This is a genomic window from Agrobacterium sp. A3-95 (assembly GCF_053521785.1).
In genome coordinates this window covers 178,641-204,526 of the sequence record NZ_JBNWDR010000006.1, presented here as the reverse complement: position 1 = coordinate 204,526, position 25,886 = coordinate 178,641, and the positions used below count along the sequence as shown (strand labels likewise).

Annotated in this window: 24 protein-coding genes and 1 pseudogene; 19 read left to right on the top strand and 6 right to left on the bottom strand. The window is 57.8% G+C overall.

What is annotated here, in order from left to right; translation table 11 throughout:
- Positions 1 to 253: 253 nt before the first annotated feature.
- The gene (rnk, locus tag ACQZ5Y_RS17190) at positions 254 to 667 is read right to left on the bottom strand and encodes a nucleoside diphosphate kinase regulator (protein ID WP_065662729.1); all 414 of its coding nucleotides are present in this window, start codon (positions 665 to 667) and stop codon (positions 254 to 256) included.
- 519 nt (positions 668 to 1,186) lie between these two features.
- On the opposite strand from rnk, the gene ACQZ5Y_RS17185 reads away from it, so the two are divergent.
- The 6 genes from ACQZ5Y_RS17185 to ACQZ5Y_RS17160 all read left to right on the top strand — a co-directional run bounded on the left by ACQZ5Y_RS17185 (position 1,187) and on the right by ACQZ5Y_RS17160 (position 6,519).
- A complete protein-coding gene (locus ACQZ5Y_RS17185; protein ID WP_111790837.1) occupies positions 1,187 to 1,612 on the top strand; it encodes a GreA/GreB family elongation factor in 426 nt (141 codons plus the stop codon).
- Positions 1,613 to 1,793: 181 nt separating this feature from the next.
- Positions 1,794 to 2,696, top strand: a complete 903-nt coding sequence (locus tag ACQZ5Y_RS17180) for a DMT family transporter (RefSeq protein WP_236763182.1) — start codon at positions 1,794 to 1,796, stop codon at positions 2,694 to 2,696.
- An 88-nt stretch (positions 2,697 to 2,784) separates the two neighbouring features.
- Positions 2,785 to 4,134, top strand: coding sequence for an NADP-specific glutamate dehydrogenase (gene gdhA / locus ACQZ5Y_RS17175; RefSeq protein WP_111790839.1), 1,350 nt, complete (start codon positions 2,785 to 2,787; stop codon positions 4,132 to 4,134).
- Between the two features lie 214 nt (positions 4,135 to 4,348).
- Positions 4,349 to 5,071, top strand: coding sequence for a hypothetical protein (locus ACQZ5Y_RS17170; protein WP_174051417.1), 723 nt, complete (start codon positions 4,349 to 4,351; stop codon positions 5,069 to 5,071).
- Positions 5,072 to 5,568: 497 nt separating this feature from the next.
- The gene (locus tag ACQZ5Y_RS17165) at positions 5,569 to 6,105 is read left to right on the top strand and encodes an NUDIX hydrolase (RefSeq protein ID WP_174051419.1); all 537 of its coding nucleotides are present in this window, start codon (positions 5,569 to 5,571) and stop codon (positions 6,103 to 6,105) included.
- A 207-nt stretch (positions 6,106 to 6,312) separates the two neighbouring features.
- The gene (locus ACQZ5Y_RS17160; RefSeq protein ID WP_025591490.1) at positions 6,313 to 6,519 is read left to right on the top strand and encodes a hypothetical protein; all 207 of its coding nucleotides are present in this window, start codon (positions 6,313 to 6,315) and stop codon (positions 6,517 to 6,519) included.
- Positions 6,520 to 6,860: 341 nt separating this feature from the next.
- Here the strand turns inward: ACQZ5Y_RS17160 and ACQZ5Y_RS17155 are convergent, their stop codons facing one another.
- Positions 6,861 to 9,995: a response regulator gene (locus tag ACQZ5Y_RS17155; protein WP_174051516.1), complete on the bottom strand. Its 3,135-nt coding sequence runs from the start codon at positions 9,993 to 9,995 to the stop codon at positions 6,861 to 6,863.
- 156 nt (positions 9,996 to 10,151) lie between these two features.
- Here ACQZ5Y_RS17155 and ACQZ5Y_RS17150 point away from each other — a divergent pair, with 156 nt between their 5' ends.
- Positions 10,152 to 11,159, top strand: coding sequence for a sensor histidine kinase (locus tag ACQZ5Y_RS17150; RefSeq protein WP_013637428.1), 1,008 nt, complete (start codon positions 10,152 to 10,154; stop codon positions 11,157 to 11,159).
- Between the two features lie 533 nt (positions 11,160 to 11,692).
- Here the strand turns inward: ACQZ5Y_RS17150 and ACQZ5Y_RS17145 are convergent.
- Complete coding sequence (locus ACQZ5Y_RS17145) at positions 11,693 to 12,298, bottom strand: J domain-containing protein (protein ID WP_097170255.1); 606 nt, start codon at positions 12,296 to 12,298, stop codon at positions 11,693 to 11,695.
- 702 nt (positions 12,299 to 13,000) lie between these two features.
- Here ACQZ5Y_RS17145 and ACQZ5Y_RS17140 point away from each other — a divergent pair.
- From ACQZ5Y_RS17140 to ACQZ5Y_RS17095, 10 genes are all read left to right on the top strand, one after another.
- A complete protein-coding gene (locus ACQZ5Y_RS17140; RefSeq protein WP_162995331.1) occupies positions 13,001 to 14,497 on the top strand; it encodes an NAD(P)-binding domain-containing protein in 1,497 nt (498 codons plus the stop codon).
- Positions 14,490 to 15,134 (top strand): 2-hydroxychromene-2-carboxylate isomerase, encoded by a 645-nt coding sequence (locus ACQZ5Y_RS17135; RefSeq protein ID WP_174051424.1) that lies wholly within the window; start codon positions 14,490 to 14,492, stop codon positions 15,132 to 15,134. Before ACQZ5Y_RS17140 ends, ACQZ5Y_RS17135 begins: the two co-directional genes overlap by 8 nt.
- Positions 15,131 to 16,132 carry a dipeptidase gene (locus tag ACQZ5Y_RS17130; RefSeq protein WP_080802795.1) on the top strand — a complete coding sequence of 334 codons (1,002 nt, stop codon included), beginning with the start codon at positions 15,131 to 15,133 and terminating at the stop codon, positions 16,130 to 16,132. Before ACQZ5Y_RS17135 ends, ACQZ5Y_RS17130 begins: the two co-directional genes overlap by 4 nt.
- Positions 16,133 to 16,162: 30 nt before the next feature.
- The gene (locus tag ACQZ5Y_RS17125; RefSeq protein ID WP_111783733.1) at positions 16,163 to 17,236 is read left to right on the top strand and encodes an ABC transporter substrate-binding protein; all 1,074 of its coding nucleotides are present in this window, start codon (positions 16,163 to 16,165) and stop codon (positions 17,234 to 17,236) included.
- Between the two features lie 20 nt (positions 17,237 to 17,256).
- Entirely contained in the window at positions 17,257 to 18,312 is a 1,056-nt protein-coding gene (locus tag ACQZ5Y_RS17120) for an ABC transporter ATP-binding protein (RefSeq protein WP_025591506.1), read from the top strand.
- Positions 18,312 to 19,187 (top strand): ABC transporter permease, encoded by an 876-nt coding sequence (locus ACQZ5Y_RS17115; protein ID WP_111795165.1) that lies wholly within the window; start codon positions 18,312 to 18,314, stop codon positions 19,185 to 19,187. Before ACQZ5Y_RS17120 ends, ACQZ5Y_RS17115 begins: the two co-directional genes overlap by 1 nt.
- Positions 19,188 to 19,195: 8 nt before the next feature.
- On the top strand, positions 19,196 to 19,984 hold the full coding sequence (locus ACQZ5Y_RS17110; RefSeq protein ID WP_174051426.1) for an ABC transporter permease: 789 nt from the start codon (positions 19,196 to 19,198) through the stop codon (positions 19,982 to 19,984).
- 1 nt (position 19,985) lies between these two features.
- Positions 19,986 to 21,494: a carboxylesterase/lipase family protein gene (locus ACQZ5Y_RS17105; RefSeq protein WP_174051428.1), complete on the top strand. Its 1,509-nt coding sequence runs from the start codon at positions 19,986 to 19,988 to the stop codon at positions 21,492 to 21,494.
- A gap of 48 nt (positions 21,495 to 21,542) precedes the next feature.
- Positions 21,543 to 22,490, top strand: coding sequence for a LysR family transcriptional regulator (locus ACQZ5Y_RS17100; RefSeq protein ID WP_112497504.1), 948 nt, complete (start codon positions 21,543 to 21,545; stop codon positions 22,488 to 22,490).
- Between the two features lie 156 nt (positions 22,491 to 22,646).
- Positions 22,647 to 22,955, top strand: coding sequence for a hypothetical protein (locus ACQZ5Y_RS17095; RefSeq protein WP_112182816.1), 309 nt, complete (start codon positions 22,647 to 22,649; stop codon positions 22,953 to 22,955).
- A gap of 238 nt (positions 22,956 to 23,193) precedes the next feature.
- On the opposite strand, the gene ACQZ5Y_RS17090 is transcribed toward ACQZ5Y_RS17095, so the two are convergent.
- Both ACQZ5Y_RS17090 and ACQZ5Y_RS17085 read right to left on the bottom strand, forming a co-directional pair.
- Entirely contained in the window at positions 23,194 to 23,400 is a 207-nt protein-coding gene (locus ACQZ5Y_RS17090) for a hypothetical protein (protein WP_025591519.1), read from the bottom strand.
- 458 nt (positions 23,401 to 23,858) lie between these two features.
- A pseudogene (locus ACQZ5Y_RS17085) lies at positions 23,859 to 24,026 on the bottom strand (IS3 family transposase); the annotation flags it as partial.
- Between the two features lie 137 nt (positions 24,027 to 24,163).
- On the opposite strand from ACQZ5Y_RS17085, the gene ACQZ5Y_RS17080 reads away from it, so the two are divergent.
- Both ACQZ5Y_RS17080 and ACQZ5Y_RS17075 read left to right on the top strand, forming a co-directional pair.
- The gene (locus ACQZ5Y_RS17080; protein ID WP_003517203.1) at positions 24,164 to 24,418 is read left to right on the top strand and encodes a FitA-like ribbon-helix-helix domain-containing protein; all 255 of its coding nucleotides are present in this window, start codon (positions 24,164 to 24,166) and stop codon (positions 24,416 to 24,418) included.
- Positions 24,415 to 24,834 carry a type II toxin-antitoxin system VapC family toxin gene (locus ACQZ5Y_RS17075; protein ID WP_111790851.1) on the top strand — a complete coding sequence of 140 codons (420 nt, stop codon included), beginning with the start codon at positions 24,415 to 24,417 and terminating at the stop codon, positions 24,832 to 24,834. The genes ACQZ5Y_RS17080 and ACQZ5Y_RS17075 overlap by 4 nt, the downstream gene beginning before the upstream one ends.
- Positions 24,835 to 24,973: 139 nt before the next feature.
- Here ACQZ5Y_RS17075 and ACQZ5Y_RS17070 read toward each other — a convergent pair whose 3' ends face one another.
- Positions 24,974 to 25,870 carry a dihydrodipicolinate synthase family protein gene (locus tag ACQZ5Y_RS17070; protein WP_013637432.1) on the bottom strand — a complete coding sequence of 299 codons (897 nt, stop codon included), beginning with the start codon at positions 25,868 to 25,870 and terminating at the stop codon, positions 24,974 to 24,976.
- Between the last annotated feature and the right edge of the window lie 16 nt (positions 25,871 to 25,886).

The following is a 25,886-nucleotide window of genomic DNA, read 5'->3' as shown; positions in this document are numbered from 1 at the left end:
TAGCTCATTCAGATATTCAGGTGATGTTCCTTTGACGTTGAAACGCAAGGCGGTACGCATGGATCGAAGCTTGCCGGGTCATCCAGGGACAGATGGCCAACCAAGGAGTGGAAGATGAAGCTCTCTGGCATCGATTGGGATCGCAATAGTCGCGATTACTCGCGACGTTTGAATTGTGACCTCGTCAATCGGTGGATGCGGACGGTCGCCGTCAATTTGTAAACGGGTTCTCGTATCATCCGGAATGAGGGTCTTAAGAGGCGTTGACCGTTAAGTCGGCCATCACCTCAAGGACGGTCAACTTGTGTGAATGCCCGTCACGGCCGTTCCACTCGATCTGCTGTCCGGGAGAAAGACCAAGAAGAGCAGCTCCAATCGGGGTCAGCACGCTGACCATTGAGCGTTCGATGTCGGCGAGGCCGGGGTAACAAAGAGTTACCGTCCTTCTGGCTCCGCCTTCCGTCAGGTAGGATACCGTCGAGCCGACCGCCACTGCGTCTGCGGGGAACTGGTCATCCTCTACGACATCAGCACGCTCAAGTTCGATAAGCAACTTCTCGGCATCGTCGAGGTCGCGCCCCGGTGCCGCGAGTGCAAGAGCGGTCAGACGAGCGTGGTCAGTCTGCCGGACGATGATGGACGGCTTTGTGTAATCAGTGGTGTTCATTTCATATGCCTCGTACCGCGGCCGAATAGCTGCGTTTTAAAAAGACTGCTTGTGGAGGGTGAGGTCGCGCAATCCCGCAGGATCAAAGCCCGGGTTCAGACGCGCGACAGCAGTCTACGTCCCGGGCTAGTATCCTTCGACGGGATACTCTCGGCAGAGGCGAAATTTATGTGAATTGCCAATTTTCAACATGGTGCCCTAATCATGGCATGCCTGAGGGGGAAGTCAAGAAGCGCTCCGTGAGACGCTGCCCGGTGCTTTCGATCTCGGCAAGTGCCCTTGACTTCATGGCACCTTCCATAAATGCTAGGTTGATGTTGAACGAGAGCAAAAGACGCGCAGTGAGCGCTTTCAGGGTCTGCCCCATCGCAGGATCGTAACCGGGTCCGGCCACTGTCGCCTGCCGGATCCAGAGTGGCTACGTCAACACGTTCGCCTTACCATCTGCGGCAAGTCTCTCTTCAAACAAGTCAACGCCCTTCCTCTAGCGATAGGGTTGTTGCGCAGGTCACAATAAACATGTCTTCACTCAGCCAAACCATGCCCATAATCGGGGCAACAGACTTTCACACACTTAGCCGCCTGACGCTCGTGGCCCTGACCAATGATTTCGACGTCGGCCCCGACTTGAGTGAGAAGCTGGAAAACTCCTGGGTCTTGGCAGACGAACAGGTCTCGCTCGACACGGTCTGCCTAGGATCAACTGTCTCGTATGATGTAGAGGGGCAGCAACGCCAGGTTACCCTTGTTCTCCCGAATGAAGTGCTGGCAGACGCGGGCCGCTTGTCTGTATTGACGCCTGTTGGCGTGGCGCTCTTGGGCCTTAAGCCCGGGCAGCGCGGGGAGTGGAATTCTCGCGATGGACACAGACATCAATTGACTGTCGTCCGGGTCGGCCGTGCCGGTTTACGACGAGCAGCCGCGGAAGCCTTCAGCCACCTCTGAACGCGATGATATCGACGCAAGAAAGGTCTGCAGGACCGGATGTCTGCGCTTGCTTGCGCACGTTCCTCCGCCCTTTGCACGCACCAACAACATCTGTTTCGTATGGTGCTTCAGATGTTTGGCCAACAAAAGTGGACCAAGGCTCCCCTTATCGCGGCAGCACAAGCTGTCCGGAGCAATCATGGAAAAAGACACACATTTTACTGGAATGCCGGGGCGGGCAGGTTTTGCGCAGGGACTTGGCTGGATGGCGCTGAGCATGGCGTCATTCATAAGCATGGCTGTCGGGTCTCGCGAGCTCGCATCGACCTTGTCGATCAGACAGGTGCTGTTTTTCCGGGCTCTCGTCGGTCTCGGCGTAATTTTGCTGGTGGGACGGTCACTCCTGCCGCAGATCCTTCAGAAGAAACTGTTTCCAAGGCATCTCGCCCGAAACGTCGTTCACTTCACCGCCCAGTATTTCTGGACCATTGGCGTGGTCGCTCTCCCACTGGCCTCGGTCTTTGCACTCGAATTTACGATGCCGATCTGGGTCGCATTTTTCGCCTGGCTTTTTCTCAAGGAGCAGCTAACCGGGCCGCGGCTTCTCGCAACCCTTGGCGGTTTCATCGGTGTTCTGGTGATAGTGCGTCCAGGATTCGGCGTCATTGATCCGGCTGCTGGCTTAGTGCTGCTGGCGGCCGCCGGCTATGGGCTTTCCTTAATTCTCGTCAAGCAGCTCACGAAAGAATGCTCACCAGCAATCATCGTGGTCTGGATGATCCTCATTCAACTGCCGCTGGGACTGCTGGCCGCGTTGACGGATTGGAGGGACGTCAGCTTGTCCGATATTCCGTGGATGATGGTTGCCGGCGTTGGTGCCTTGAGTGCGCATTACTGCCAGGCACAGGCGCTTAAGCGCCTCGATGCATCTGTCATCATGCCCATCGACTTTTTGCGTGTACCCATGGCTGCGGTCGTCGGGTTCTACGCTTACGGAGAAGGCGTAGACGCCTGGGTATTCATCGGCGGATGCATAATCCTGCTGTCGAACTTCCAGGCGATGATGTCCGAGCGAGTGAGGTCAAAGAACCCCGATGTCTGACGAGCCAAGACAGTCACCCTCGCCGCAGTGATCAGGCTGCTTTGCCCATGCCGATCTTCCTTAAGCTATTAAAAAAACGGAGTATTTGATGGTTCACGTCGACGAAAAACTCGAACCCATTCTCAACGAAGTCTTGCGCCGAAACGCAGGAGAGTTCGAGTTCCACCAGGCCGTGCGCGAAGTCCTGGAGAGCCTTGGAAGAGTCATTGCTAAACATCCGCGTTATGCGGAAAACGCCCTCATCGAGCGGATTTGTGAACCGGAGAGGCAGATCATCTTTCGTGTGCCTTGGGTGGATGACAACGGTCAGGTCCAAATCAATCGCGGATTCCGCGTGCAGTTCAACTCTGCTTTGGGTCCCTATAAGGGCGGCATTCGGTTTCATCCCTCGGTCAACGTCGGTATCATCAAGTTCCTCGGATTCGAACAGACGTTCAAGAACGCCTTGACCGGTATGCCCATCGGGGGAGGGAAGGGCGGATCCGACTTCAATCCGCGCGGACGATCTGATGGCGAAATTATGCGCTTTTGTCAGTCGTTCATGACTGAGCTTCATAGACATATTGGCGAATACACCGACGTTCCCGCTGGCGACATCGGTGTCGGCGGTCGTGAGATTGGCTATATGTTTGGCCAGTACAAGAGGCTCACCAATCGATTTGAGGCGGGAGTCCTGACCGGGAAAGCCCTGTTCTATGGCGGTTCGCGCGCTCGCAAAGAAGCGACAGGTTATGGGGCGAGCTACTTTGTGCGCAGGATGCTGGCCTCCAAGGGAATGGACTTTTCTGAAAAGCGTGTGTCGGTTTCTGGTTCGGGCAACGTTGCAATTTATACAATGGAAAAAGTAAGCGAGTTCGGCGGGAAGATTGTCGCTTGCTCCGATTCAAACGGTTATGTCGTTGATGAAAACGGGATTGATTTCGCCCTGGTCAAGGAGATCAAGGAGGTCCGCCGAGGACGCATCTCGGAATACGTGAAGCTCAAGGGGTCGGACGCTTGCTTTGTAGAGGGAGGATCAATCTGGGATGTCCCCTGTGACGTGGCTATGCCCTGTGCAACGCAGAACGAACTGACTGGTAAAGACGCAAAGACGCTCGTCAGAAACAACGTCATCGCGGTGGGAGAAGGTGCAAATATGCCGTCGACTCCCGAGGCTGTAAGGTTGTTTCAGGCGGCAGGCGTCATGTTCGCGCCTGGCAAGGCCGCTAATGCAGGAGGGGTCGCCACGTCTGCTTTGGAAATGCAACAGAACGCTTCCCGTGACAGCTGGACGTTTGAGCAAACGGAGGCGCGCCTCGCAGACATCATGAGTGCGATCCATGATGTCTGCGCGGAAACAGCCGAGGAATATGGCGCGCCGGGCGATTACGTCCTTGGTGCAAACATCGCCGGATTTGTTCGGGTCGCGGAAGCTATGGACGCGTTAGGGGTCATCTAGGCGATCACGAGCGGCGGCCCAGCTCGACTCATGCTGTCCCGGAGGAACGCATCGGTCATGATTATTGGACCTCAAGCCAGACCGGAGCCGCTGCGCCTCAAAGCAGGAGCGTCACCCGATCGCACGCGCGCGATCGGGTCGTTCGCCAATTTAGTCGCTCCACTGGTCTTTGTTCTCTTTGTTGAGAACAAGGCGTTTTTCAGAGGTTACCACCTTGTTTCCTGCCCTGCTTGCCAAGACCAATTTTGGTCTTGATCATGCTACTCTGGCTGATGTCGCCGCTATCCTATGTGAGGACGAGGCCTGCCTTGCACCGATTGCTAACGCGGCTAACGAGACGACGGGCGAGCCACGGTGGATTGCTCTTGCTTTAATACATGCACTCTGGCGAAAGGCTGGAGTCGCCCCTCAGGTGATGTCCTCCGTTCTAAAAGCCTGGCCGGAGATAGTGGCATCGCTCGAAGCGGTTATGTGTTTCCGGGCGAATGCGGCCGCCGAAGAGAGCGATCCATTCATGTTCTATCAACCTGTCGCCGCCCACTCGATCCCCGTTGCTGGTCTCGATGAGTACATTGATCTGGTTGAGAACCGCTTCATTATTTGGAGGCGTCCCAGCATCGATCGGAAATCTCTGGGAAAAGCAATGTTCGCTGGACGCAGGTCGGACAATGATGCCGCTTATCTTGCCGCCTTAAGATCGCTGCAAGCTCGACCGACATACCAGAGCACCGGGCTTGGCTTTACCGATGGAAGCACGTTCTTCCACGACGAGTGGGGGCGCAACCTAGCTGAGCAGGCGCTCGAATCGTCAGTGCTGTGCAACGACCGGTCAGGTCTGTTGTTCGAGAACAGCTACGTCTGCAAAACCTCCATCAATGTCTCGATCGTCGTCCGCGCGTTCAAGCGAAAAGCTCTGGGTCTGACAGTAAGGCCATAAAGTGACGCAGAGCTTCTTGCCGCTGAGTGGATGTAACGAGGTTCGTTCACGTACGATTTGGCGCGAATGGTCCGACATCATTCCTATCGTGCGGCAAAAGGTCACCTTGCCGTCAACGCGATCCTTGCCCAGATAAGCATCATGAAAACGACCATGAAATCCCTATTTTTCAGGCTTACTGATCAGGCACATTCCCTAACCCGGAGCTGGCAGCACTGAACCTTTAACGCCGCCATAGACCCAGCCGCTCCGGGAACCACGCAATTGAAAGTGCGGTTGGTATGCGTCGCTCGCGCGACGTAGCCATGGAGCGTTTTAATGTCCCACCCTCGCCCCCTTCCAGTCTGTCCTGCCTGCAACCGTCAACTGCCGGGTGCCGCGGCCCGGTGCCCTTGGTGTGAAACCTCTGTTCCACTGAGAGCCGCACGCAAGCCTCATAGTTGCAAGCGCAACGAGTTCCGGCTGCCCTTTCGCTGGCTTGCGGAGACCGCAGGACAATGACACGCGCTACGACAGCAAGCCGGATCGTCTCGTCACCTGATGACAGAGGTCAGTTGCAGCAGGTCGGAGTACTTCCCTGGCGGATCGGGCGCGACGGCGAGCGCAAGGTGCTGCTTGTCACGGACCGTGAGCGCGAGCGCTGGATCGTGCCCAATGGCCCACTCGTGAAAGCATGTCCGCCCCTCGTCATGGCCTCGCAACATGCGTTCAAGGTGGCAGGAATTATTGGCGACATGTCCCCGGCTCCGGTATTGACATACAGATATATCAAGACCCTCAACGATGGGCCTCAGCTTGTCTGCTGTGTCACGATATTCGGTATGAACGTGCGTGGCACTTTGACCCACTGGCGCGAAAAAGCGCACCGAAAAAGACGATGGTTTTCTCCACAAGCGGCGGCGGACAGGCTGGGTGATATCGCGCTTGCCGATTTTGTACGGAAGCTCGATGCAGAGCCGGGGTGCTGGCATGCCCGCCGTCACTCTGGCCGCCTGATCCTGGGGTTGAGCGAGCGGCAAGGTTCTGGTGTCTGACATGCCGACGACGGAGCTAACGGGTTTCGCGCTCACCACGCGTTACGTCTTTCCTATCCGAAGGGTTAGTGCCGGACGCTGATTGCCTGGCGCCAATAGTTGCGACCGCGACATTGGCGTCAGGTTTCTCGCAACCCGACACGAAAACTGCGGAGCAAATCTGGCCGCCTGTGCCATGGCATTGCCCGCATTCGGAAAGAAGCAGTCATGACTTTCAGATATATTCACACCCTTCCTATCAGCGGCCCCAACAAGTTGCCTCGTTTCAGGCGGTGGGCTGCCGAAAATATTCCCGGCATTGCCGTCTCTCTGCCGCCCCAGGTACCGGTTAAGAGCGAAGCTCTAACGGTGCGATTGAGATCGGTCGAGGATCGCAACACGCTGATCGCGAAACTGGAGGGCGTCAGCCTCTAGTGATCTCGTGCCCCGCGGCGTACGGCTGATCCGGATCGAACTGGTGGTGTTTTATGCCGCGCGGTTCTTGTCGGTCGAGCTATGACTTACGCCGCGCGGGCGTCGACTTCGGATAAAAACCGGAAGGCCCATTAACCGGCGAAGGGTGCCGTGGCCTCGCTTGCCCAGGGGGCATCGAGGTATCTCCACAGATCCAGTTCCACTATCGTGATGACTCGGCGGTCAACAGCGCAGGTGGGACTGGATACTCAACCTTGCGCAAGTGGCCGGCCGCCATCGCCAAACAGCGCGATGGCAAACGTGGATATACACGTGCGCGAGTCATGCCAGCCAGATTGCGGTCACAAGGTCCGATCGGCCTTACCCAAAACCTGTCGCAGCCCATCGATACTGAAAGGCTTGGATAATTGCTGCGCATCGGAAATGCCCGAGGCTGTCTTGGCGTTGTCGTCACCGCTTGCAAAAACGATCCGCACGTTTGGCCAGCGTTCCCTTACATGCCTTGCGAGTTCGATCCCGGACATGCCGGGCAGACCGACATCTGTCAGCAACATGTCGATCCTGTTGGTCTCAAGGACGCTGAGGGCATCTTCCGCTGAGTTAGCCTCGTGCACCGTGTGACCAAGCTCCTCTACCATGTCGACCGTCGACATCAGGATAAGCGGCTCATCCTCAACGATAAGGACATGCGGTTTTGCGGACACCGTTGGGCGGCTATCACGCGGCTCCTGCTCGGGTGCAGGCGCGGGCTCCTGGCGCTCCATCCGTTGCAAGGCAATCCTGTGTTGCTGCGCGTTGTTCAGGACGTGGCGGACTTTGCGGGCCAGTGCCTCGCGCGTGTAGGGTTTGGATAGCAACTCGACACCAGCGTCCAACCGGCCGCCGTGGACGATCGAATTTTCGGTGTAGCCTGAGGTAAATAACACGGCCATGCCAGGGAACTGAGCCTTGGCCTTCCTCGCAAGATCTGTGCTGCGCATCGGGCCCGGCATCACGACGTCCGTGAACAGCAGGTCGATCTGAACGCCACTGCTGACGACGGCGAATGCGGACTGTGCATCTCGCGCATTGAGGACGCGGTAACCAAGGTCCGTCAGCAGCGCCACCGATGTTTCCCTAACGCCGTCATCGTCTTCCACCACGAGAACAGTTTCCGTGCCACCCGTCACCGCAATGGCCTCTGGATCACTCAGGCTGTCTTCGACCTGCACCGTGCGCGGCATATAGAGTTTCATGGTCGTCCCATGCCCGACCTCGCTGTAGATTTTGAGGTGGCCTCCGGACTGCTTAAGAAAGCCGTAAACCATCGACAAACCGAGTCCGCTTCCCTTCCCGTCCGTCTTCGTGCTGAAGAACGGTTCCAGGACATGTTCGATGATATCCGGCGATATTCCTGACCCCGTATCGGTCACTGCAACGAGCACATATTGTCCGGGACGGACATCGTCGTGCGAACGGGCGTAATTGTCGTCGAGAACCGCATTTCCGGTCTCGATTGTCAATCGTCCGCGGCCTTCCATCGCGTCCCTCGAATTGATTGCCAGGTTAAGGATGGCGTTCTCCAGCTGACTCGGATCGATCAGCGTATTCCACAACCCGCCGGAGACAACGGTTTCGAGTTCTATCTCTTCGCCCAGTGCCCGGCGCAGCATATCGTCCATATTCTGGATGAGTTTTCGAACATTGACGACTTTGGGCTCGAGCGGCTGACGGCGACCGAAGGCCAAAAGCTGCGATGCAAGCTTTGCGCCGCGGGCAACGCCGGCCAAGGCATTTTGCAGGCGTTGTTCTGCCCGCCTGTTGCCGTCGATATCTTTGGAGAGAAGCTGCAGGTTGCCGCTCACGACCTGGAGAAGATTGTTGAAGTCATGCGCCACGCCACCTGTGAGGTTACCCAGCGCTTCCATCTTTTGCGCCTGCCTCAACGCGATCTGTGCGGTTTCGCGCTCGACAGTTTCTTTCTCAAGCTTCAGAAGTGCTGTTCTCAGTTCAAGAGTGCGCTGCTCGACTTTTTCCTCAAGGGTGTGGTTAAGGCTCTGAAGCTGATCCTCAGCACGCTTCTGGTCCGTGACATCGAAGCCATCAACGAAAATCCCGGTCACTGATCCGTTAAGATCAAAAATTGGCTGGTAGATCAGATGTACGAAGCGCTGATCCGGCTGCTCGTTGCCATCCCGTTCCAGGAAAACAGGCACATAACGACCTATGTACGGCGTGCCCGATCGAAAAACACCGTCGAGCAATTCGAAGAAACCTTGCCCGGCAATCTCAGGCAGCGCCTCTCTGACACTGAGGCCAAGGAGCTCGCGATGCCCGACAAGTTGATTATAGGCATCGTTGACCAGCTCGAAAGTGTGTTCAGGCCCGCTGAGGATGCACATGAAACTTGGGGCTTGCTGGAACAGGGCGCGCATCCGATCTCGCTCCGCGGTCCGAAGTTGCACTTCTGAGGAGAGTTGACGATTGAGCTGCTCGAGTGCCAACGCTGCTTTTTCCCGGATCTCAGCGGCCTCCGCAAGCGCCGCTGCCCGTCGACGTTCTGTTTCGAACGCTTCGGCGCTCGCCAAGCGCGAGGTGATCTGGCCGGCTATCAATTTAAGGAAATCCAGATAATCGTCGCTGACCGCCCGATGCGGATTGAGCCCGGTGATCATTACCCCCTTGGGTTGGTCGCTGGCTTGTCCGACCAAAGGAATGACCGCAGCCTGAGATGGCGCTCTTTGCCAGGGCCCCGACGGGATGACGTCTGTGGCCGACAACTCTATCAGATCCATGGTCTGTTTTTGCCAGGCGCGTTCAAGGTTCCAGATACCCACACCACGGTTTATTGTTACGGGCAATAAAGTGTCGTCTTCAGCTGTGCCGCAAACCCACCGGCGCATCGCATTGCCGTTCTCGTCAAAAACATAAAGTGCGCAGAAGGGAAGATCCTGAGGGTTGTCGTTAAGCGCTTTGCGTGAAGCGTTGAAGACTTCGACCTCTGTGTCGGCCACGGCAAGGCCAGACGCCAGGGTGCGCATGGTTGCCAGGCGGCGTTCACTGATGACCCGCTCGGTTTCTTCCGTGACCGCGCAGAAGACGCCCTCGACCTTGCCACTGTCTCCGATCAGCGGACTGTAAGAGAAGGTATGATACGTTTCTTCCGGATACCCGTCGCGTTCGAGAAGCAAGAGCAGCGCGCGGTCCCAGGTTGCCTCTCCGCTTGAATAAACGGTTTCCAAACGCCCTTTGATGTCATTCCAGATTTCAGACCATAATATCTTTGTCGGCACAGCAAGCGCGTTGGGGTGCTTATTTCCCAAGGTCGGCCTATAGGCATCGTTATAGAAAAAGGCGATGTCTGGACCCCAGCCAAGCCACATTTCAAATTTTGAGGTGAGCAACAGCCGAATTGCGACCTTCAGCGCTTCGGGCCACTCGTCCGGACAACCAAGTGTACTATTCGCCCAATCATGGCGCCGCATCATCTGCGCCATCTCTCCATCGCCAACAAAAATGTCCCGATACCGGTCCGAAATTAATGCCATTCCACTTCCATCCCAATAAAGCACATCCTACGTAGAACATTGATAACGCTTCGCTGGCCAGCTAGTTCTAGATCGATACCAGCTTTTGTATGGGGTGGGAGACATTTGAAATTGAGCGAAGGCACATCACAACCTGAATGGAGTACAGCCGAGCTCAGGCGTGCTATCCAGTCGGCCGGGGTCGCGCTCTGGGCCTGGATCGTCGATGAAGACACGTTTGTGATGGATGCCAAGGCTTACGAACTCTGGGACATTTGCGGCGAGGTAGACCTCACTTTCGAGCATCTTTCCGCCAAGGTGCATCCCGCCGACCGAGACCGCGTCAGGGCGGCGTTCGTCGCAACCCGCGCCATCGACGGCCCGTTTGAAATTGATTTCCGCATTCTCACGAACGCCTCCGACGTTCGTTGGATTTCCGCTCGAGGCCAGGGCAACGAGGGAGACGCTGCAACCGAAAAAATGACAGGCATCTTTCTTGACGTCACGGGCCGCAAGCAGGCGGAGGAAGGGCATGAACTCCTTGCCGGCGAGATGAGCCATCGCGTCAAGAATATTCTGGCTCTGGCCTCTGGATTAACAAATATCACCTCGCGTACGACCGAGACAAAAGAGGAAATGGCAAAGCAGTTGACTGAGCGACTGACGGCCCTCGGCAGGGCCCACGAACTGGTGCGCCCGCTCCCCGATGGCCAGGGGAGATCGGCATTGCTCGGCGACCTCTTTGCTGTGCTGCTTGCCCCTTACGACGACGTCGGAGCTTTTGCTGGTCGCATCCGCGTTGCCGTGCCGCGGATGGGACTAGGAGAGAAGGCTGCAACCAGCCTGGCACTCGTGATACACGAGTTGGCAACGAATTCGCTCAAATATGGTGCCTTGTCGAATAATGCGGGATTGCTCGACATTTCCGGTTCTGTAATCGAAGACGAGGTCGAGATCGTCTGGAGCGAACACGGAGGCGACCCTGCCCAGTCGCCCAGATCGTCAGACGGTTACGGCAGTAAGATGTTGCACAGGACAGTCTCGGGGCAACTCGGTGGATCAATCGACTATAACTGGGTAGAGGGCGGCGTCGTTGTAACGCTAAGGATGAAAGAAAGCCATCTTTCTGGATAAATGATCGGGGACCGAGAGTTGGCCCTCAAGCACCCGGCGTGCCGAGACAAAAGCCGAAGTCCCAACCACCGACAGGCTCGGCGGCCTTGCGGGGAAGCATCGACGCGCGCTCCACCAAAACTGATGAAGCCTCACCGTTCTGAGGGACTGAATATTGGTAATCAAAGTGTTGCACGGTTGCGTGGTGACAACATGGACATCGGTATCCCCGTGTCTTTCGGCCGTCTAAGTGGCGATGACGGCGATTCTCCTCAAGGCAGAGTTTGTCCAATAGGCCATCCGGTGTCTTCGCTTTTGCGGTCGAATAGCGAAAAATACAAATCACGCCGAGGGCCCATTGCTCAGCGCAACCTCGCGCAAAGGAGCACGTGTCTGCGCGTAGCTGCTGGGCGAATGACGAAGATGCTCCTTGAATGCATTTGAGAAATTTTGGCTTGGATTGAGGTCCGAGTGATCATCTCATCTATGCGTTGGAACGGGTCAGTGGTTCTGATCCCTTCAAGGCAGGGATCGTAACCCCTTTTAAACAGGCTTTAGCAAAAACCGTTCAATTTAAGGATTCGATACGCTTCGATCGAGCTTCGAAGTGCATCCTCAGAGTTGCGGTCTCCGTCATTGGCGTCGGGATGGTGCATTTTGAGCCTCTCCTTATAGCGGCTCTTGATTTCTTGGGATGTCGCCTGGGAAGAAAGGCCGAGTGTTTCGAAAGCTTTGGCTTCCAGTACCTTGAGCTTTCTCTGTTGGGCGCCGATCCGCGTTTGCCCTTGCCGATCGGCTTTGCGAGCATTTAGCGTTTTTGCCGAGCCTGAACGAACTGAAGACGGTAACGGAGTTTCAGTCGCCGCGCTCACCCTCTTTCCCCAGGTCGGGCGCGCACCCGTCGTCGCTTCTTTCTGGTAACGGGCGACGTCGGCATTGGAGGGTGGTGTCGTAAAACTATAACCCTTGTTGTAGTCAGTCACATGCTCAAGGCAGAATAAGAGGTAAAGACCTTCTGCACCCGATCCCACCGGCGCACGGTGAGTACCGCTCTTTTCACACCCGTCCCATTGGCATTTTGGGCCTGTGGCTTGGCTGGCCGATGGCGAGCGTTTGCGAGCGGATCGAAGACCTACGAATATTTTCGAATCATGCGTCATTGGAACTATATGGACGCGGAGGACCCCTAGGGCAACATCAGACATGTCCAATCTCGGGCAATACGTACAGGGCGCGACAGCCAACCTCACTGGGGGAAGAGCTGTTTTCTTGGCAAATTGGTCGTTTGGAAATGGCCAACATGGTGGAAAACATCTTACCGATCACACGCGGTTTCTTCTGAAGTCGATTATCGATTCAGGAGAGTTTGAGCCAACTGACGGTCCTGAAAACGCGCAAAGCCACTAGATTCTTGCCCTTGACGGTTGAACCCAAGCCGATCGCTTTAGTTCTTCGTGGCCGAGAATCTATATCCAAGTTTCATCGCGATGCCAGCATGTTAGAAATATTCGCGTAAGGCCTTGCCGTCATCCGCGAAGATCTCGGTGCCGTTGACGAAGCTCGGTCGCGCGACCTTCGCAATCTCTTGCGGCTCGCAGTCGCCTAGGCTGTGGCAGAAGGCGCTGAGTAGCCGGCCGAATGTTCTGTTCTCCAGCGATGTTTTAATGACGTCGGGCTCGCCCGGCGTGCGTCGTGATAGCCTGTTGGTGACATCGGGAGATAATGCCCCAGCCGCCGTGAGCGCCAGAATTTGCCGAAAACCGCAGATGATTAGAAGATTTTTGCTTTCCGGCTTGCTCTTTCTGTGTTTCTTATAATGCTTAAATAGAATTTTTAACGCTTATTAATTCAGAAATAACATGATGGAAGATCGAAAAACCGATGCACTGTCTGTCAATGCGGGCGGCTTGCCGGCGCTGGAGGCGCGGCTTGCGCACGAGCTCGCCCTGCTAGAGCGACCGGCGAAGCCATGGGTGCCGCGGATGGAGATCGACGGTGGCGGAGTGCTGGATGTTGCAGTTATAGGTGCCGGGCTTTGTGGGCTCACCGCGCTTGCCGCCCTCTCATTTATCGGGATCGATAATATCAGGGCCTTCGATAAGGCTTCGAGCGGCTTCGAGGGTCCCTGGGTAACGAGCGCGCGTATGGAGACATTGCGCACTCGCAAGGAACTCGCTGGTCCCGCGCTCGGCGTACCCTCGCTGACATTCCGCGCATGGTTCGAGGCGCAGTACGGCGCGCGCGCCTACGAGGAGATGGTGCTCATACCGCGTCAAGACTGGATGGCCTACATGGTCTGGTATCGCAATGTGCTGGCGCTGCCCGTGAGCAACGATACCGAACTTTCCGGTCTCATTCTGCGCGAGGATGGCCTGCTTGATCTCGAGTTGCAGGGGCCGGAAGGTGCGACCAGAGTTCTGGCGCGCCGGGTGATCCTGGCGACAGGGCTTGATGGCCTCGGTGCGCCGCGACTGCCAGATGTAGCGAAAACGGTTCCTGCCCGCTTCGTGCGCCACAGCGGCGATATATTCGACGTGAGCGCGTTACAGGGCAAGCGGGTCGCCGTGGTCGGAGCCGGAGCTTCGGCAATGGACAATGCGGCCGCTGCACTTGAGGCGGGGGCTGACCGCGTCGACCTTTTCATTCGCAGGCCGGATATTCCGCGTGTTGAGAAATTCGGCGGCATCGCAAGCCTCGGCATGTCCCACGGTTATATCGGCCTGCCCGATGCTGACCGCTGGGCCTTCATGGTCGAGGCGGAGCGGACGCAGATTCCGCCGCCGCGCCACAGCATCCTGAGGGTCTCGCGCCATCGCAATGCGCTCTTCCATCTTGGCAGTCCCGTTATCAGCATCACAGAAGTGGGCGAGGCGGTGGAAATAGAGACTCCGAAGGGGCGCTATCCGGCCGACCTCATCATTTTCGCCACTGGCTTTGATGTCGATTTCGCCCAACGGCCGGAATTTGTGGAGTTGAGCGACCGTGTCCTGCTCTGGCGTCACGCCTATCAGCCTCCCGCAGGGCAGGAGAATGATTCGCTGCGGTCCTATCCTTATCTCGGGTCCGCCTTCGAGTTTCTGCCGAAACCAGGTCTTCCGGCCGCGGTGGCGGAGGCGATTTCCCGCATATATTGCTTCGCTTATCCAGCTGTTCCCTCTCACGGTAAAATCACTAGCGGCATTCCGGCCGTCAGCCAGGGGGCGGAGCGTCTGGCGCAGGGCATTGCCCGGTCTCTCTTCGTTGAGGACCGCGCGCGCCATTTCGAGACCTTTATGAACCACGACGCCGCTGAAATCACCGGCGAGGAATGGCGCGATGCGGACGCGCAGGTCATGATCAAGGAGCATGCCAATGGCTGAACCGGCACTGAAACTGGATGTATTTTACGGCATTTCCTCGCCGTGGGCCTATTTCGGTGCGCCACGCGCCGTGGACGTCGCCCGCACACATGGCGCCGAAATCGTGCTGCGGCCCATCCGCATCATCGAGGCAAATGGCGGCATTCCGCTGCGCAGCCGCCCGGATGCCAGGCAGAACTATCATGCTGTGGAACTGGACCGATGGCGGCGTTATCTCGATATGGCGCTCAACCTGACGCCGAAGTTTTATCCCTGCGCCACCATCGAACGTGCCGCGCAGCTCGTCATCGCCGCGCAGAAGGCCGGGCTCGATGCGATCAGCCTGTCCTTTGCCATCCAGCGCGCCTTGTGGAGTGAGGAGCGCGACATTGCCGATCTCGACACACTGCGTACCATCGCACATGCCGTGCTCGGCTCGGAAGGTGCAGCCCTCGTGCGCGGCCCGCAGCCGGAAGAGATCGTGGCGGAATGGCAGGGAAATCTTGCAGAGGCTGAACGTCTCGGGATTTTCGGCACGCCGACCTATGTGGTGAACGGCGAGCTTTTCTGGGGTCAGGACCGCCTGGAATTCGTCAGCCGCGCGCTCGGTGCTCTAAAGCAGCAAATTGCAAAATCCGAAGTGAGGACATCCGCATGACCGATGCCGCAAAACTTCACAATCAGGCCATCGTCATCGACGGTCTGCAAACCTGTCAGTGGAGCAGGTCGATATTCGAGGATATGCGCGCCGGCGGCCTCACTGCCGTCAACGTATCTAGCGTGATCTGGGAGAACTTTCGCGAGGGCATCGGTTATGTGAGCGATTGGAATCGCTTACTGCGGGAAAACGACGACCTTATTCGCCCGGTGCGTACGGTCGCCGATATTCATGCGGCCAAGGCCGAGAAAAGGACCGGCATCATCATCGGCTGGCAGAACACCTCGCCACTCGAGGACAAGCTGGATTATGTCGAAATCTTCAAGGATCTCGGCGTCGGCATCATGCAGCTGACCTACAATACCCAGAACTATTCTGGCGCCGGATATCTCGAGGAAAACGATAGCGGCCTGACCGGTTTTGGCCGCGAGGTGCTGGCAGAGATGAACCGCGTCGGCGTGCTCTGTGACCTGAGCCATGTCGGTGACAAAACGACGGCGGATGTCATCGCCCGCTCGAAAGCGCCGGTCTGCATCTCGCATGTGCTGCCGCGGGCGCTGCGCGATGTGAAGCGCAACAAGCCGGATGAACTGTTCCGGGCCTGCGCGGAGAAGGGCGGCATCATCGGCATCAGCCTTTTTGCGCCGGGTCTCGCCGCTGGAAACGACGCCACGGTCGAGGATTATCTCGATGCCATGGCCTATGTCATCGATCTAGTCGGCGAGGACCATGTCGGCATCGGCACGGATTTTTCGCAGGAGCGGCCGCGTCCCGGCCCCTGGCAGCTCTGGGCAAACCGTGACAAGGGCACGGCCCGCACGCTGACGGAATTCGCAACCGTCAAGATATCCAAGCCGAAGGGCATCGAGCGCATCGGCGAGGTGCCCAATATTACCGCGCGCATGCTGGCGCGCGGCTGGAGCGAAACGCTCATTCTCAAACTTCTCGGCCAGAACTGGCTGCGCGTACTGGATGCCGCTTGGCGGCCCGCAAAATGAGAATATCGAAAACAATCGGAGGCAACTGAAATGAAAAATGCTCATCAGCGCCGCAAGGCCGCTCTCGTCGTCGGCATCGTTGCTGCCGGGATCGCATCGCTTTCTGGCACCGTCTTCGCACAGGATGCGACCAAGGGCACCGTCAACATTGTCGGTTTCTCCGGCGTCTTTGCGGATAACTACCAGAAATTCATCATAGACGCCTTCAAGGCCAAACATCCCGGCATCGAGGTGAATTATCAGCAGAGCAAGAATTCGGCCGAAACGCTGGCGCTTCTCACGCTTCAGCGCGCCGAGCCGAAGGTGGATGTCGCCCTGATCGACGTTTCGGTCGCGATCAAGGCGAACAAGGAAGAGCTGTTCAGCAAGCTCGACGCCGCCAAGGTACCGAACCTTGCCGAACAGCCGGAATGGGCGCGCATCGATGGCGACCGCGCCGTCGCCTTCTCGCAGGACAATCTCGCCATCCTCTACAACACCGGTGCGGTGAAGGAACCGCCGACGAGCTGGGCCGATCTCGCCGATCCGAAATACAAAGGAAAGATCGCCGCCAAGCTTTCCGATACGCGCGGCGTCATTCTCCTGCCCATCCTCACCAAGCTGAAGGGCGGCGATTACAAGACCTCCATCGATCCGGGCATCGATTTCCTGAAGGAGATTGCGCCGAGCGTCTCGACCTTCGAGCCTGCGCCGGATTGCTATGCGGTAGTGCAGAGCGGCGAAGTCGATCTTTCCGTCTGCTGGAACGGCCGCGCGCAATATCTGCATGACACACAGGGCGGCAAGATCGGGATCGCTCTGCCGAAGGAAGGCTCCATCGGCCAGACGAACACGATCGGTATCGTTGAAGGCTCCTCCAATAAGGAGGCGGCCGAGCTTTTCGTCAATTATGCTCTGAGCGCCGAGGCGCAAGCGACATTCGCCGAAAAGAGCTTCTACGGTCCGGTCAACAGCAAGGTGTCGCTGAGCGAGCCGGTCGCTGCCCGCATCTATGGCAGCAAGGAAGCCCAGGCGGCACAGTCATCGCTAGACTGGAGCTTCGTGGCGGACAAATATTCGGCATGGATACAGCGGATCAACCGCGAGGTCATCGCGGCTAATTGAGACAGGAAGCAGAGGACGCCATGGCCGATCATCATGTCGAGATCGACAATCTCGTGAAGACCTATCCGGGCGCCCTCAAGCCCTCCGTGGATCATGTCAGCTTTTCCCTGCCACGCGGGGAAATGTTGGCGTTGCTAGGGCCCTCAGGCTGCGGCAAGACGACGATCCTGCGCATGATTGCTGGACTTATCCCGGTAACCTCAGGCGAAATCCGTCTGGACGGCCGGGATATCTCTGCAACTCCTGTCCATAAGCGCAATATGGGCATGGTCTTTCAAGCCTATGCCCTGTTCCCGCATATGAATGTTTCCGAAAACATTGCCTTCGGGCTGGAGATGCGCGGCATTGCAAAGTCGAAGCGCAAGGAGCGGGTGGTAAAGGCACTCGATCTGGTCAAGCTTTCCGGTTTCGGCGAAAGACGCATCTCGCAGCTTTCAGGTGGCCAGCAACAGCGAGCGGCAATCGCCCGCTCGCTCGTCATCGAACCGGCTTTGCTGCTGTTCGACGAACCGCTCTCCAATCTCGATGCCAAGCTGCGCGACGAGATGCGCGATGAAATTCGCGATATCCAGAACCGGACCGGCGTTACAAGTATTTTCGTTACCCACGATCAGGACGAAGCCCTTTCGATGGCCGACCGGCTCGCCGTCATGTCTGAAGGCCGGCTGGAGCAGATCGGCACGCCACGCGAGATTTTCGACCGGCCGAAAACCGATTTTGTCGCTTCCTTCATAGGAGCCGGCTCGTTCCTTACGGGCACCGTGGTTGCACCGGGTCGCGCTGAGATCCCAGGTCTCGGCTTCCTGCACTTCTCGGGTGCTGTCCCGGTCGGCCAGAAGGCGCGGTTTCTGGTTCGCCCGCATCGATTTCTTCTCGGTGACGGCGTCAATGCTTTCTCCGGCATTGTCGAACACGTTACCTATCGCGGGCAGATGCTGACGCTTGGCGTGCGCGCGGGGGACCATCGCCTGCAGGCCGATCTGCCCACCCACGCTGCCGCGCTGCCAGCCAAGGGTGAGCGTGTGATGCTTTCCGTTGCTCCTGAGGATGTGACGTTGATCGGGGAGGCGGCCTGATGGCGGTCGCGGGCCATTCTTCCGGTGGCGAAGCATCGCACCGCGGCATTCTGCTTCTTCTACTGCTGCCAGGCTTGATTGCGCTGCTGACGACCTTCCTGCTGCCACTCATCTGGCTAGTACGGGCATCCTTCGCATCTTCGGCCATGGCGGCCCTTCGCGGTGGTGACTGGACGCTCGAATCCTACAGAACCGTGCTGTTCGACCCGTTTTACTGGAAGATCGCCTGGAACACGCTTTATCTCGGCGTGAATGTCGCGGTTCTGGCGGTTATTCTCTCCTATCCCATCGCGCTGTTCCTTGCCCGCACCCAAAGCCGCTGGCGCGGGGTGCTGACAGCGCTTGCTGTTGCGCCGCTTCTCACCTCCTCGGTGGTGCGTACCTATGGCTGGATGGTCATTCTGGGGGACCGGGGCGTCATCAACACGGCGCTGCAATCGTCCGGGCTGACGGATGGTGTCATACGGCTGACCAATAATTATTTCGGCGCCACCGTCGCGCTGGTCGAAATCCTAATGCCCTATGCGATCCTTGCGATGCTGAGCGGCTTTGGCCGTTTGAACACGCAGCTGGAGGAAGCCGCCGCCATGCTCGGCGCGAACCGCCTGCGCGTGTTCACGCGCATCGTGCTGCCGCTTTCGCTGCCCGGAGTTCTCACCGCAACACTTCTCGTCTTCGTCCTGGCGATTTCCTCCTTCGTTACACCGCGCCTGATGGGCGGTGGCCGCGTCTTCGTCATCGGCACGGAGGTCTATAACGAGGCGACGGTGACGCTGAACTGGCCGCTGGCCGCCTCACTTTCGGTGCTGCTGCTCATCCTCTTCGGCAGCGTGATCGTGATTTACCAGCGCGCAATGCGCGCGCTAGAGACGTGAGGCCAGTCATGGACGCAAAATTCGGACGTCTCGCCCACGCGCTTCTGCTGACATTGCTTTACCTGTTCCTTCTTGCGCCGATCATCGTTGTCCTGATCATTTCTTTCGATACGCGGCAATATCTGGCATTTCCGCCGGAGAGCCTGTCGTTCGGCTCTTATGCCAAGGTTTTCGCCAATGCCAAGTTCATATCTGCCTTCTGGCGGAGCCTCGGCATCGGCCTGCTCGTCGGTTTTGTATCGATCTTCGCTGGCTTGCTTCTGTCGCTGGCGCTGTCGCGGCACGAATTCCGCGGCAAGGGCGCGGTCAATTTCCTGATCCTTGCGCCTTTCCTCGTGCCGCATATCGTGCTTGCTGTCGGTGTGATGCTGGTACTCGGGCCGCTTGGCTTGCTCGACAGCTATAGCGGCATTTTTCTGGCACATCTCGGCATCACCACGCCCTATACGGTGCGCACCATCACCATGAGCCTTATGGCGGTGGATCGCCGTGTCGAGGAGGCTGCGCGCGTTCACGGTGCATCGCCCGCCATGGTATTGTGGCGCATCACCCTGCCGCTGGTCCGGCCAGGTCTCATAGCCGGTGCGGTCATCGCCTTCCTGATTTCGTTCGATGAGGCGACCATCTCGCTCTTCATCGTCTCGGTCAAATCCTCGACGCTGCCGACGGAAATCTATCATTATCTGGAATATTCCACCGATCCGCAGATCGCCGCACTATCCGTTATCCTCATCTTTATCTCGGTCGGTGTGGTCGTAGCGGTCGAGCGGCTGATCGGACTGCGTCGGGTGTTGTGACATGACCACCGTGAAAGTGGCAGCTGGTACGTTGCAAGGTATCAGGCAAAACGGAATTCACGCCTTTCTCGGTGTGCCCTACGCCGCGCCGGTAAAGCCGGAACGGCGTTTCGACGCGCCGCAGCCGGTCTCACCGTGGCAGGGCGTGCGCGATGCCACCCAGCTTGGTCCCGTCTGCCCGCAAATTCCAACCTATGGTCCGGTCGGTGCCGCCGCGACCTCTAAACTTGCCTTTGGCGAGGATTTCCTGACCGTCAACATCCGCACGCCTGATACGGCAGGGCGAGCGCCCGTGCTGTTCTGGATCCATGGTGGCGGCTACGCGGTCGGTTCGGCCAATGAACCAGTGCTGCAGAGCGGTGCGTTCGCGGCGAGCGGCATCGTTGAGATCACGGTCAATTATCGCCTGGGCGCGCTCGGGTTCCTCCATCTTGAAGGCAGGCCCGACAATCGCGGTCTGCTCGATCTTGTCGCCGCACTCGAATGGGTGCGCGATAATATCGCCGCCTTCGGTGGCGACCCGGATCAGGTGACGCTGGCCGGGCGTTCGGCCGGTGGCTTTGCGGTTGCGGCGCTGATGTCCATGCCGGACGCGCAGGGACTCTTCCACCGGGCCATGCCGCAGAGCGGTGCAAGCACCGGTGTCGCCTCGATGGACGATGCCGAAAGGCTGACCCGACGGTTTCTGGCGGCCGCAAATGCCGATGAGGCTTCGCTCGCAGCCCTGCCGATGAACCGGTTGCTTGAAATCCAGCGTGATCTTTGCAACCAGTCCTATGAGGAGCACGATTTCGCCCGTGACGGGGACGCCTCGATGCTTGGCGTTCCCTTCGTTCCGGTTATCGAAGGGGCAAGTCTGCCGAAACATCCGGAAACTGCCGCGCGCGAAGGCCGCACCGCCGCCGTGCCAATGATGATCGGCTGCACAACTGGCGAACATGTGACCCACGCAATCGTGCAGCCTAAGATGGACTTCGCACTTTGCGCCGGGCTGCTGCATGAGCGCGTTCTGCCGCGTGGCCTCGCCGGCTCCGATATTGTTAAGCGCTATCGCATGGCTCTGCCCAACCACAGCCCGCGCGGCATTTGGCGGGCGATTGCTGGCGATCTCGTCTTTCAGCTCCCAGCCATACGTTTCGCGAGGCTGCATGCCCGTTTCAATCCGGTCTATAAATATCTCTACGGTCCGCTGGAGCCCGATGAGCTGGGTGCGCCACACGGCGCCGAAGTCGGTTCCGTCTGGTATCGTGATGGTTCGAATGACCGCGAATTGCCCGAGCGCCAGCGCGTGGCGGATCCGGACTTCGCAAGAGCGATACATGATCTGTGGGCCTCATTCATAAAGGACGGACGTCCCCGCGCCCCAAACGGTGCGTGGCCGCTCTATCATGCTGACAAACCAGTGGTTCTGCGCGCAGGCCCGGCCGGTTTTGAATTTACTGCCGACCCCTTCGACGGGCGCGAGGCGCTTTGGCCGCCAGCTGGCCATGACGATCGCGGACCGGTATAGCGCTTGGGTACGACGAGGCAAAAACACAGGTCCTGGGCGGAGTGAAAAATGGCGTCTGACTATCTTGATACGCGGCAGCTAGAGGCTTTCGTGGCGGTGGTTTCAATCGGCAGCATCACCGGTGCGGCGAAGGCCTTGGGCAAGTCTCAACCCGTCGTGACACGCCTCATTCAGGATCTGGAGGGCGAAATCGGTTTTGCGCTGCTGCATCGCAATGGTCCCCGTATCGCCCCCACAGAAAAAGGAGTGGCCTTTTTCGCCCAAGCGGAGCTGTTCCTCGGCGGCCTCAGGACAATTAGCGAAAGTGCGAGGCGCATTCACGCCGCACGGCGCACGGCCATCGAGGTCGCCTCCATTCCGGCGATTGCCGCAAGCCTCCTGCCAAGGGCGCTCGCGGCCCTGCCGGCGGACCGGTTTCCCGATCATGTGCATCTCCAGAGCATTTCTTCGGAAAATGTCGTGCAGGCGGTGATGGCGGGCACCGCGGATCTCGGCGCCGTCAGCCTACCGCTGGACAATCCCGGCGTCGATATTCACTGGCTGGGGGAGGTGCCGTGCGTGGCCGTGCTCGCGGAAGATCATCCGCTCGCTCGGAAGGCGGTCATCTCCGCCGCAGACCTTGCCGGAAACCGGCTTATCGCTTCGGCAAACCCCTTCCGCCTACGTATGCGGATTAATGATGTGCTTTCCAGTCTCGGTGTCGACCCTTCTTCCGTCATCGATAGCAATGCGACCTACGTTTCCCTGTCGCTGGCGCGCATGGGTCTCGGTGTCGCAATCGTCGAGTCGATCACTCTCTGGGGTTTGCCTGTAGAGGGTGTTCGCGTCATACCGCTGTCTTTTCATATCCCGTTCCAGTGGGGCTTCGTGACGGCTGCCGGTCGGCCGGTCATTTTCGAGGTGGAACAACTGGTGGCAACGGCACGACGGCTGGTAGCCGATATTCCTCAAGCGATTATCTACGACAGAATATCGCAGATTCAGTCTTTCGATTGACTTGTACATCTTACTTGCCAGACCCTGCCAAAGGCGACACTGCCGGGAAAAGGCAGCGCCGGCAAAAGATGTAGGCGGCGGCTTTCGTTCTCAGCTCAGCTTGTCGAGGATCTTACACAGCCTGATCATTCTGGCCTCCTTAAAGCCTGTTCCGACGTGGGCGAGCTCATTACTACAATAGGCCGCAGGGGCCAGAGAGCCAATGCCGCCGAGCGACGCGTCGATACCGAGGCCGCCCGTGACAAGCTGCAATGGATATCGGAAGGCACCGCCAACCAGTTCGCAATGGAGAAGGCCATCGCTTCAGGCAATGGGCGCCTCATGCGCAAGGCCAAGCTGGCGGCCAATACTGCCCGGCTCAAACGGCTCCGAGCCGCCTACGAGGACGACCAATATACGGTTCCGTCGCCAGATGCACGATGCCGAATCCGCGGCCAATCAAAGCTCGACCGGTGGCAGATCTGAACGACGAGACCCTCGCGGCGGCTGCATGGCTGCGTTGCACAATAAATGTTTTCCTGATGGTCAAAAATCAGGCATAACGCCTCCAGCTGATGCAGATGACGGTCACCTCCCAGTTCCGTCGCAGCAGCTGTTCCCCTCTGGAGGTTTTAGATCTCCACACTTCATGGGCCGCGGTTTCCGCAGGCCCATTTTTTTATTCTTCGTTCGACCATTCTGAGGGATTTATACCGAGGCGTCTTTAGCGCAGGTCCCGCCGCTCGGCAGCTTGAAGAGCGATCATGTCAAGGTACCTTTCTCGCATGGCTTTCATGTCGATATCTCCGCGGGACCATTGCTCCAGCAAAGCAACGAAGACAGGATCCTTGTCGATCGGCATATCACGCGCTGCCGCGCGAGCAATAGCACGCTGCGCGATGGCCCTGCGGGTTTCGGGGTCTGTGCTCATGTTGCCTCGCCTGATATTCAGATGGACGGGAAGATCTAACAGGGAGTAGTCCAGATCGCGACTTCAAATTGCTCTTCCTCAAAAATATCTGAGCATCACCGCTGAAATTGCAGCGGCGTTGGATATTGTCCCCGGGATACAAAAAGAAGGTTGCTCCCCTCACGGATTGAGCGCCTTTTTCGTATCGGAGGCGCCCGCAAACATGGTCCTGCGCCTTGACCGGAACTGGTGCTTTCCCGCCGCACTTGGCATGTTTTCCAACCCAGTCGCTTGCCACCAAATTGCGGAAGCCGCGGATATTCCACTTTTCGTACTGGTCCTCAATAATTCCGAATGGGGGGCCGTGCGCCAATCCGTGCTCGGGGTTTATCCAAACGGCTATGCGGCAAAGTCGAACGCTATGCCGCTCGTCTCGCTGTCACCTTCACTGGGTTTCACGAGTGTCGCCTCAGCAAGCCGCGCCTGGACGGCCAAGGTCGCTCGTCGCGATGCTGTAAGTACTCGCGGTACCAGCCCCTCAGCGCATTCTTTGTGGGATAACCCAGCTGGCGAATGGTCCCGTTAAGTCGCTCGCCAAGCCTGATGTAAAGCTCAACGGCTCGAAGTCTGTCTGCGTAGGTACACATGAACTACCTCCTTGGTGGTCCAAGTTTTCGTCCGCACCCCAACGGGTCAAATCTTGCTGAAACTCAATACTCTTGAATTTTAGCATCATTCCTGATATTTTGATATCAAAAAAATCATTTTTTCAAGGATGATATCAATGCCGGCAGTCACCATTCGTAACCTTTCTGAAGAAACACATCGCGCTCTGAGGGTGCGAGCGGCTCATCATGGCCGGAGCACGGAGGCCGAGATTCGTGCCATTATTGAAGCGGCTGTTCGTCCTCCGGAACGTATTCAGCTCGGTTCCTTGCTCGCGGCCATTGGTCGCGACGCCGAGCTTTCCAACAGCGACGTTGAAGCTCTTCAGAAAAGTCGCGACAAGACACCTGCTAAGCCGATGACCTTCGAATGATCTTGCTTGACACCAACGTCATATCCGAACCTTGGAAACCGGTTCCGGACGAGGCGGTGATTGCCTGGTTGGACGCCCAAGCTGTCGAAACGCTGTTCATCTCCGCAATCACGATTGTGGAACTTCGCTTCGGAATTGCTGCTATGCCTTCAGGCAGACGGCAAACTATCCTCCGCGACCGTCTCGAGGGCGAGGTGCTGCCACACTTTTCCGGCCGCATCCTGTCCTTCGATCTGACTACTTCTCAGTTCTACTCTGAACTGATGGCACGCGCTCGAGCGTCTGGGAAAGCAATCGGCATGGCCGATGGCTACATTGCAGCCACAGCGGCAGCAAATGGCCTCACGATCTCAACTCGCGATACAAGCCCTTTCGAGGCTGCCGGGGTGAAAGTGATCAACCCCTGGTCCAGATAACCACAATGTTCGTCTGGGCGTGACGCAAGGCATTGTTTGTTCATCGCAACCGAGCCGGTTAGGCGCATAATTCCACAGATGGGTTGGGTGCCATCATCGGCATCGTAGTCTGTTTTCACAGTTGGGAATGAGGCTTCTGTCATTGCCAGCTGGCAAGCAGGACTTCAAGTGTAGCACGATCCTCGTCGTCCAGACGGGCGAGTCCTGGTGCTCGAACTGGGCCAACCGCAAGCCCCTGTATCTGCATCGCTTCCTTCACCACAGTCACATTGGCGCCGTTCCGGTATCGTGTCCGCAGCCGTTCGAACAACTCGATCTTTTCAACGATCTTACGTGCGGTCGAGAAATCGCCGGCCGTCAGTGCATCATGAACTTGCAGGGAAAATTGCGGTGCGACATTGACGAGACCGGATGTGAAACCGCGGGCTCCGACGGCGCAGAAGGCGGGAGCCCAGCTTTCTGCCAGTCCACACACGTAAAGTGAGCCGTCAGGATCGGAAGCGGCGATCGCACGCGACAGAAGCATAATATCGGTCGTCGCGAACTTTATGCCTGCGACATTCGGATGGCTCGATAGTCTGACCATGTCATTGACCGAGAACCCGTCGGCGCGGACATAGGCTACGAGAGGCAATTCGCTGCCTTCAGCCAGGCCGATAAAATAGTCGATTTGTGATTGCGGCGCTGCGAACGGGTCAACCGGTTGGTGGGACATGACCGCAGACGCGCCCATCTCCCTGGCCCGACGCGCCATGGACAGGGCCTCCCGCTGCGAGCGTCCAATCGCTGCAGTAACGGGGGCTTGCCCGTTCACCCCTTCAATCGCAGCTTCGTAGACCTTGAAAATTTCAGCGGGCGTCAACGCGTAAAACTCGCCGGTATTGCCCGCAGCAACGATATTGTGGATGCCCGCCTTTGCTACACGTGCATAAGCTTCGATGGTGACAGCTATATCGACTTCTCCGTCTGTCTCGTAAGCCGTTACGGGGACGCCGGAAATACCGTGCAGAGCCTGGCGGAAATCGAATGTCGTCATCAACTGGTTTCCTTAA

Coding starts and splice junctions, on each gene's coding strand:
- ACQZ5Y_RS17160 (WP_025591490.1), top strand. CDS start 6,313: ATGACTTTCAGATATATTCACACCCTTCCTATCAGCGGCCCCAACAAG.
- ACQZ5Y_RS17135 (WP_174051424.1), top strand. CDS start 14,490: ATGGCTGAACCGGCACTGAAACTGGATGTATTTTACGGCATTTCCTCG.
- ACQZ5Y_RS17100 (WP_112497504.1), top strand. CDS start 21,543: ATGGCGTCTGACTATCTTGATACGCGGCAGCTAGAGGCTTTCGTGGCG.
- gdhA (WP_111790839.1), top strand. CDS start 2,785: ATGGTTCACGTCGACGAAAAACTCGAACCCATTCTCAACGAAGTCTTG.
- ACQZ5Y_RS17075 (WP_111790851.1), top strand. CDS start 24,415: ATGATCTTGCTTGACACCAACGTCATATCCGAACCTTGGAAACCGGTT.
- ACQZ5Y_RS17130 (WP_080802795.1), top strand. CDS start 15,131: ATGACCGATGCCGCAAAACTTCACAATCAGGCCATCGTCATCGACGGT.
- ACQZ5Y_RS17165 (WP_174051419.1), top strand. CDS start 5,569: ATGACACGCGCTACGACAGCAAGCCGGATCGTCTCGTCACCTGATGAC.
- ACQZ5Y_RS17080 (WP_003517203.1), top strand. CDS start 24,164: ATGCCGGCAGTCACCATTCGTAACCTTTCTGAAGAAACACATCGCGCT.
- ACQZ5Y_RS17105 (WP_174051428.1), top strand. CDS start 19,986: ATGACCACCGTGAAAGTGGCAGCTGGTACGTTGCAAGGTATCAGGCAA.
- ACQZ5Y_RS17145 (WP_097170255.1), bottom strand. CDS start 12,298: ATGACGCATGATTCGAAAATATTCGTAGGTCTTCGATCCGCTCGCAAA.
- ACQZ5Y_RS17120 (WP_025591506.1), top strand. CDS start 17,257: ATGGCCGATCATCATGTCGAGATCGACAATCTCGTGAAGACCTATCCG.
- ACQZ5Y_RS17140 (WP_162995331.1), top strand. CDS start 13,001: ATGGAAGATCGAAAAACCGATGCACTGTCTGTCAATGCGGGCGGCTTG.
- ACQZ5Y_RS17110 (WP_174051426.1), top strand. CDS start 19,196: ATGGACGCAAAATTCGGACGTCTCGCCCACGCGCTTCTGCTGACATTG.
- ACQZ5Y_RS17155 (WP_174051516.1), bottom strand. CDS start 9,995: ATGGCGCAGATGATGCGGCGCCATGATTGGGCGAATAGTACACTTGGT.
- ACQZ5Y_RS17070 (WP_013637432.1), bottom strand. CDS start 25,870: ATGACGACATTCGATTTCCGCCAGGCTCTGCACGGTATTTCCGGCGTC.
- ACQZ5Y_RS17125 (WP_111783733.1), top strand. CDS start 16,163: ATGAAAAATGCTCATCAGCGCCGCAAGGCCGCTCTCGTCGTCGGCATC.
- ACQZ5Y_RS17185 (WP_111790837.1), top strand. CDS start 1,187: ATGTCTTCACTCAGCCAAACCATGCCCATAATCGGGGCAACAGACTTT.
- rnk (WP_065662729.1), bottom strand. CDS start 667: ATGAACACCACTGATTACACAAAGCCGTCCATCATCGTCCGGCAGACT.
- ACQZ5Y_RS17115 (WP_111795165.1), top strand. CDS start 18,312: ATGGCGGTCGCGGGCCATTCTTCCGGTGGCGAAGCATCGCACCGCGGC.
- ACQZ5Y_RS17180 (WP_236763182.1), top strand. CDS start 1,794: ATGGAAAAAGACACACATTTTACTGGAATGCCGGGGCGGGCAGGTTTT.
- ACQZ5Y_RS17090 (WP_025591519.1), bottom strand. CDS start 23,400: ATGAGCACAGACCCCGAAACCCGCAGGGCCATCGCGCAGCGTGCTATT.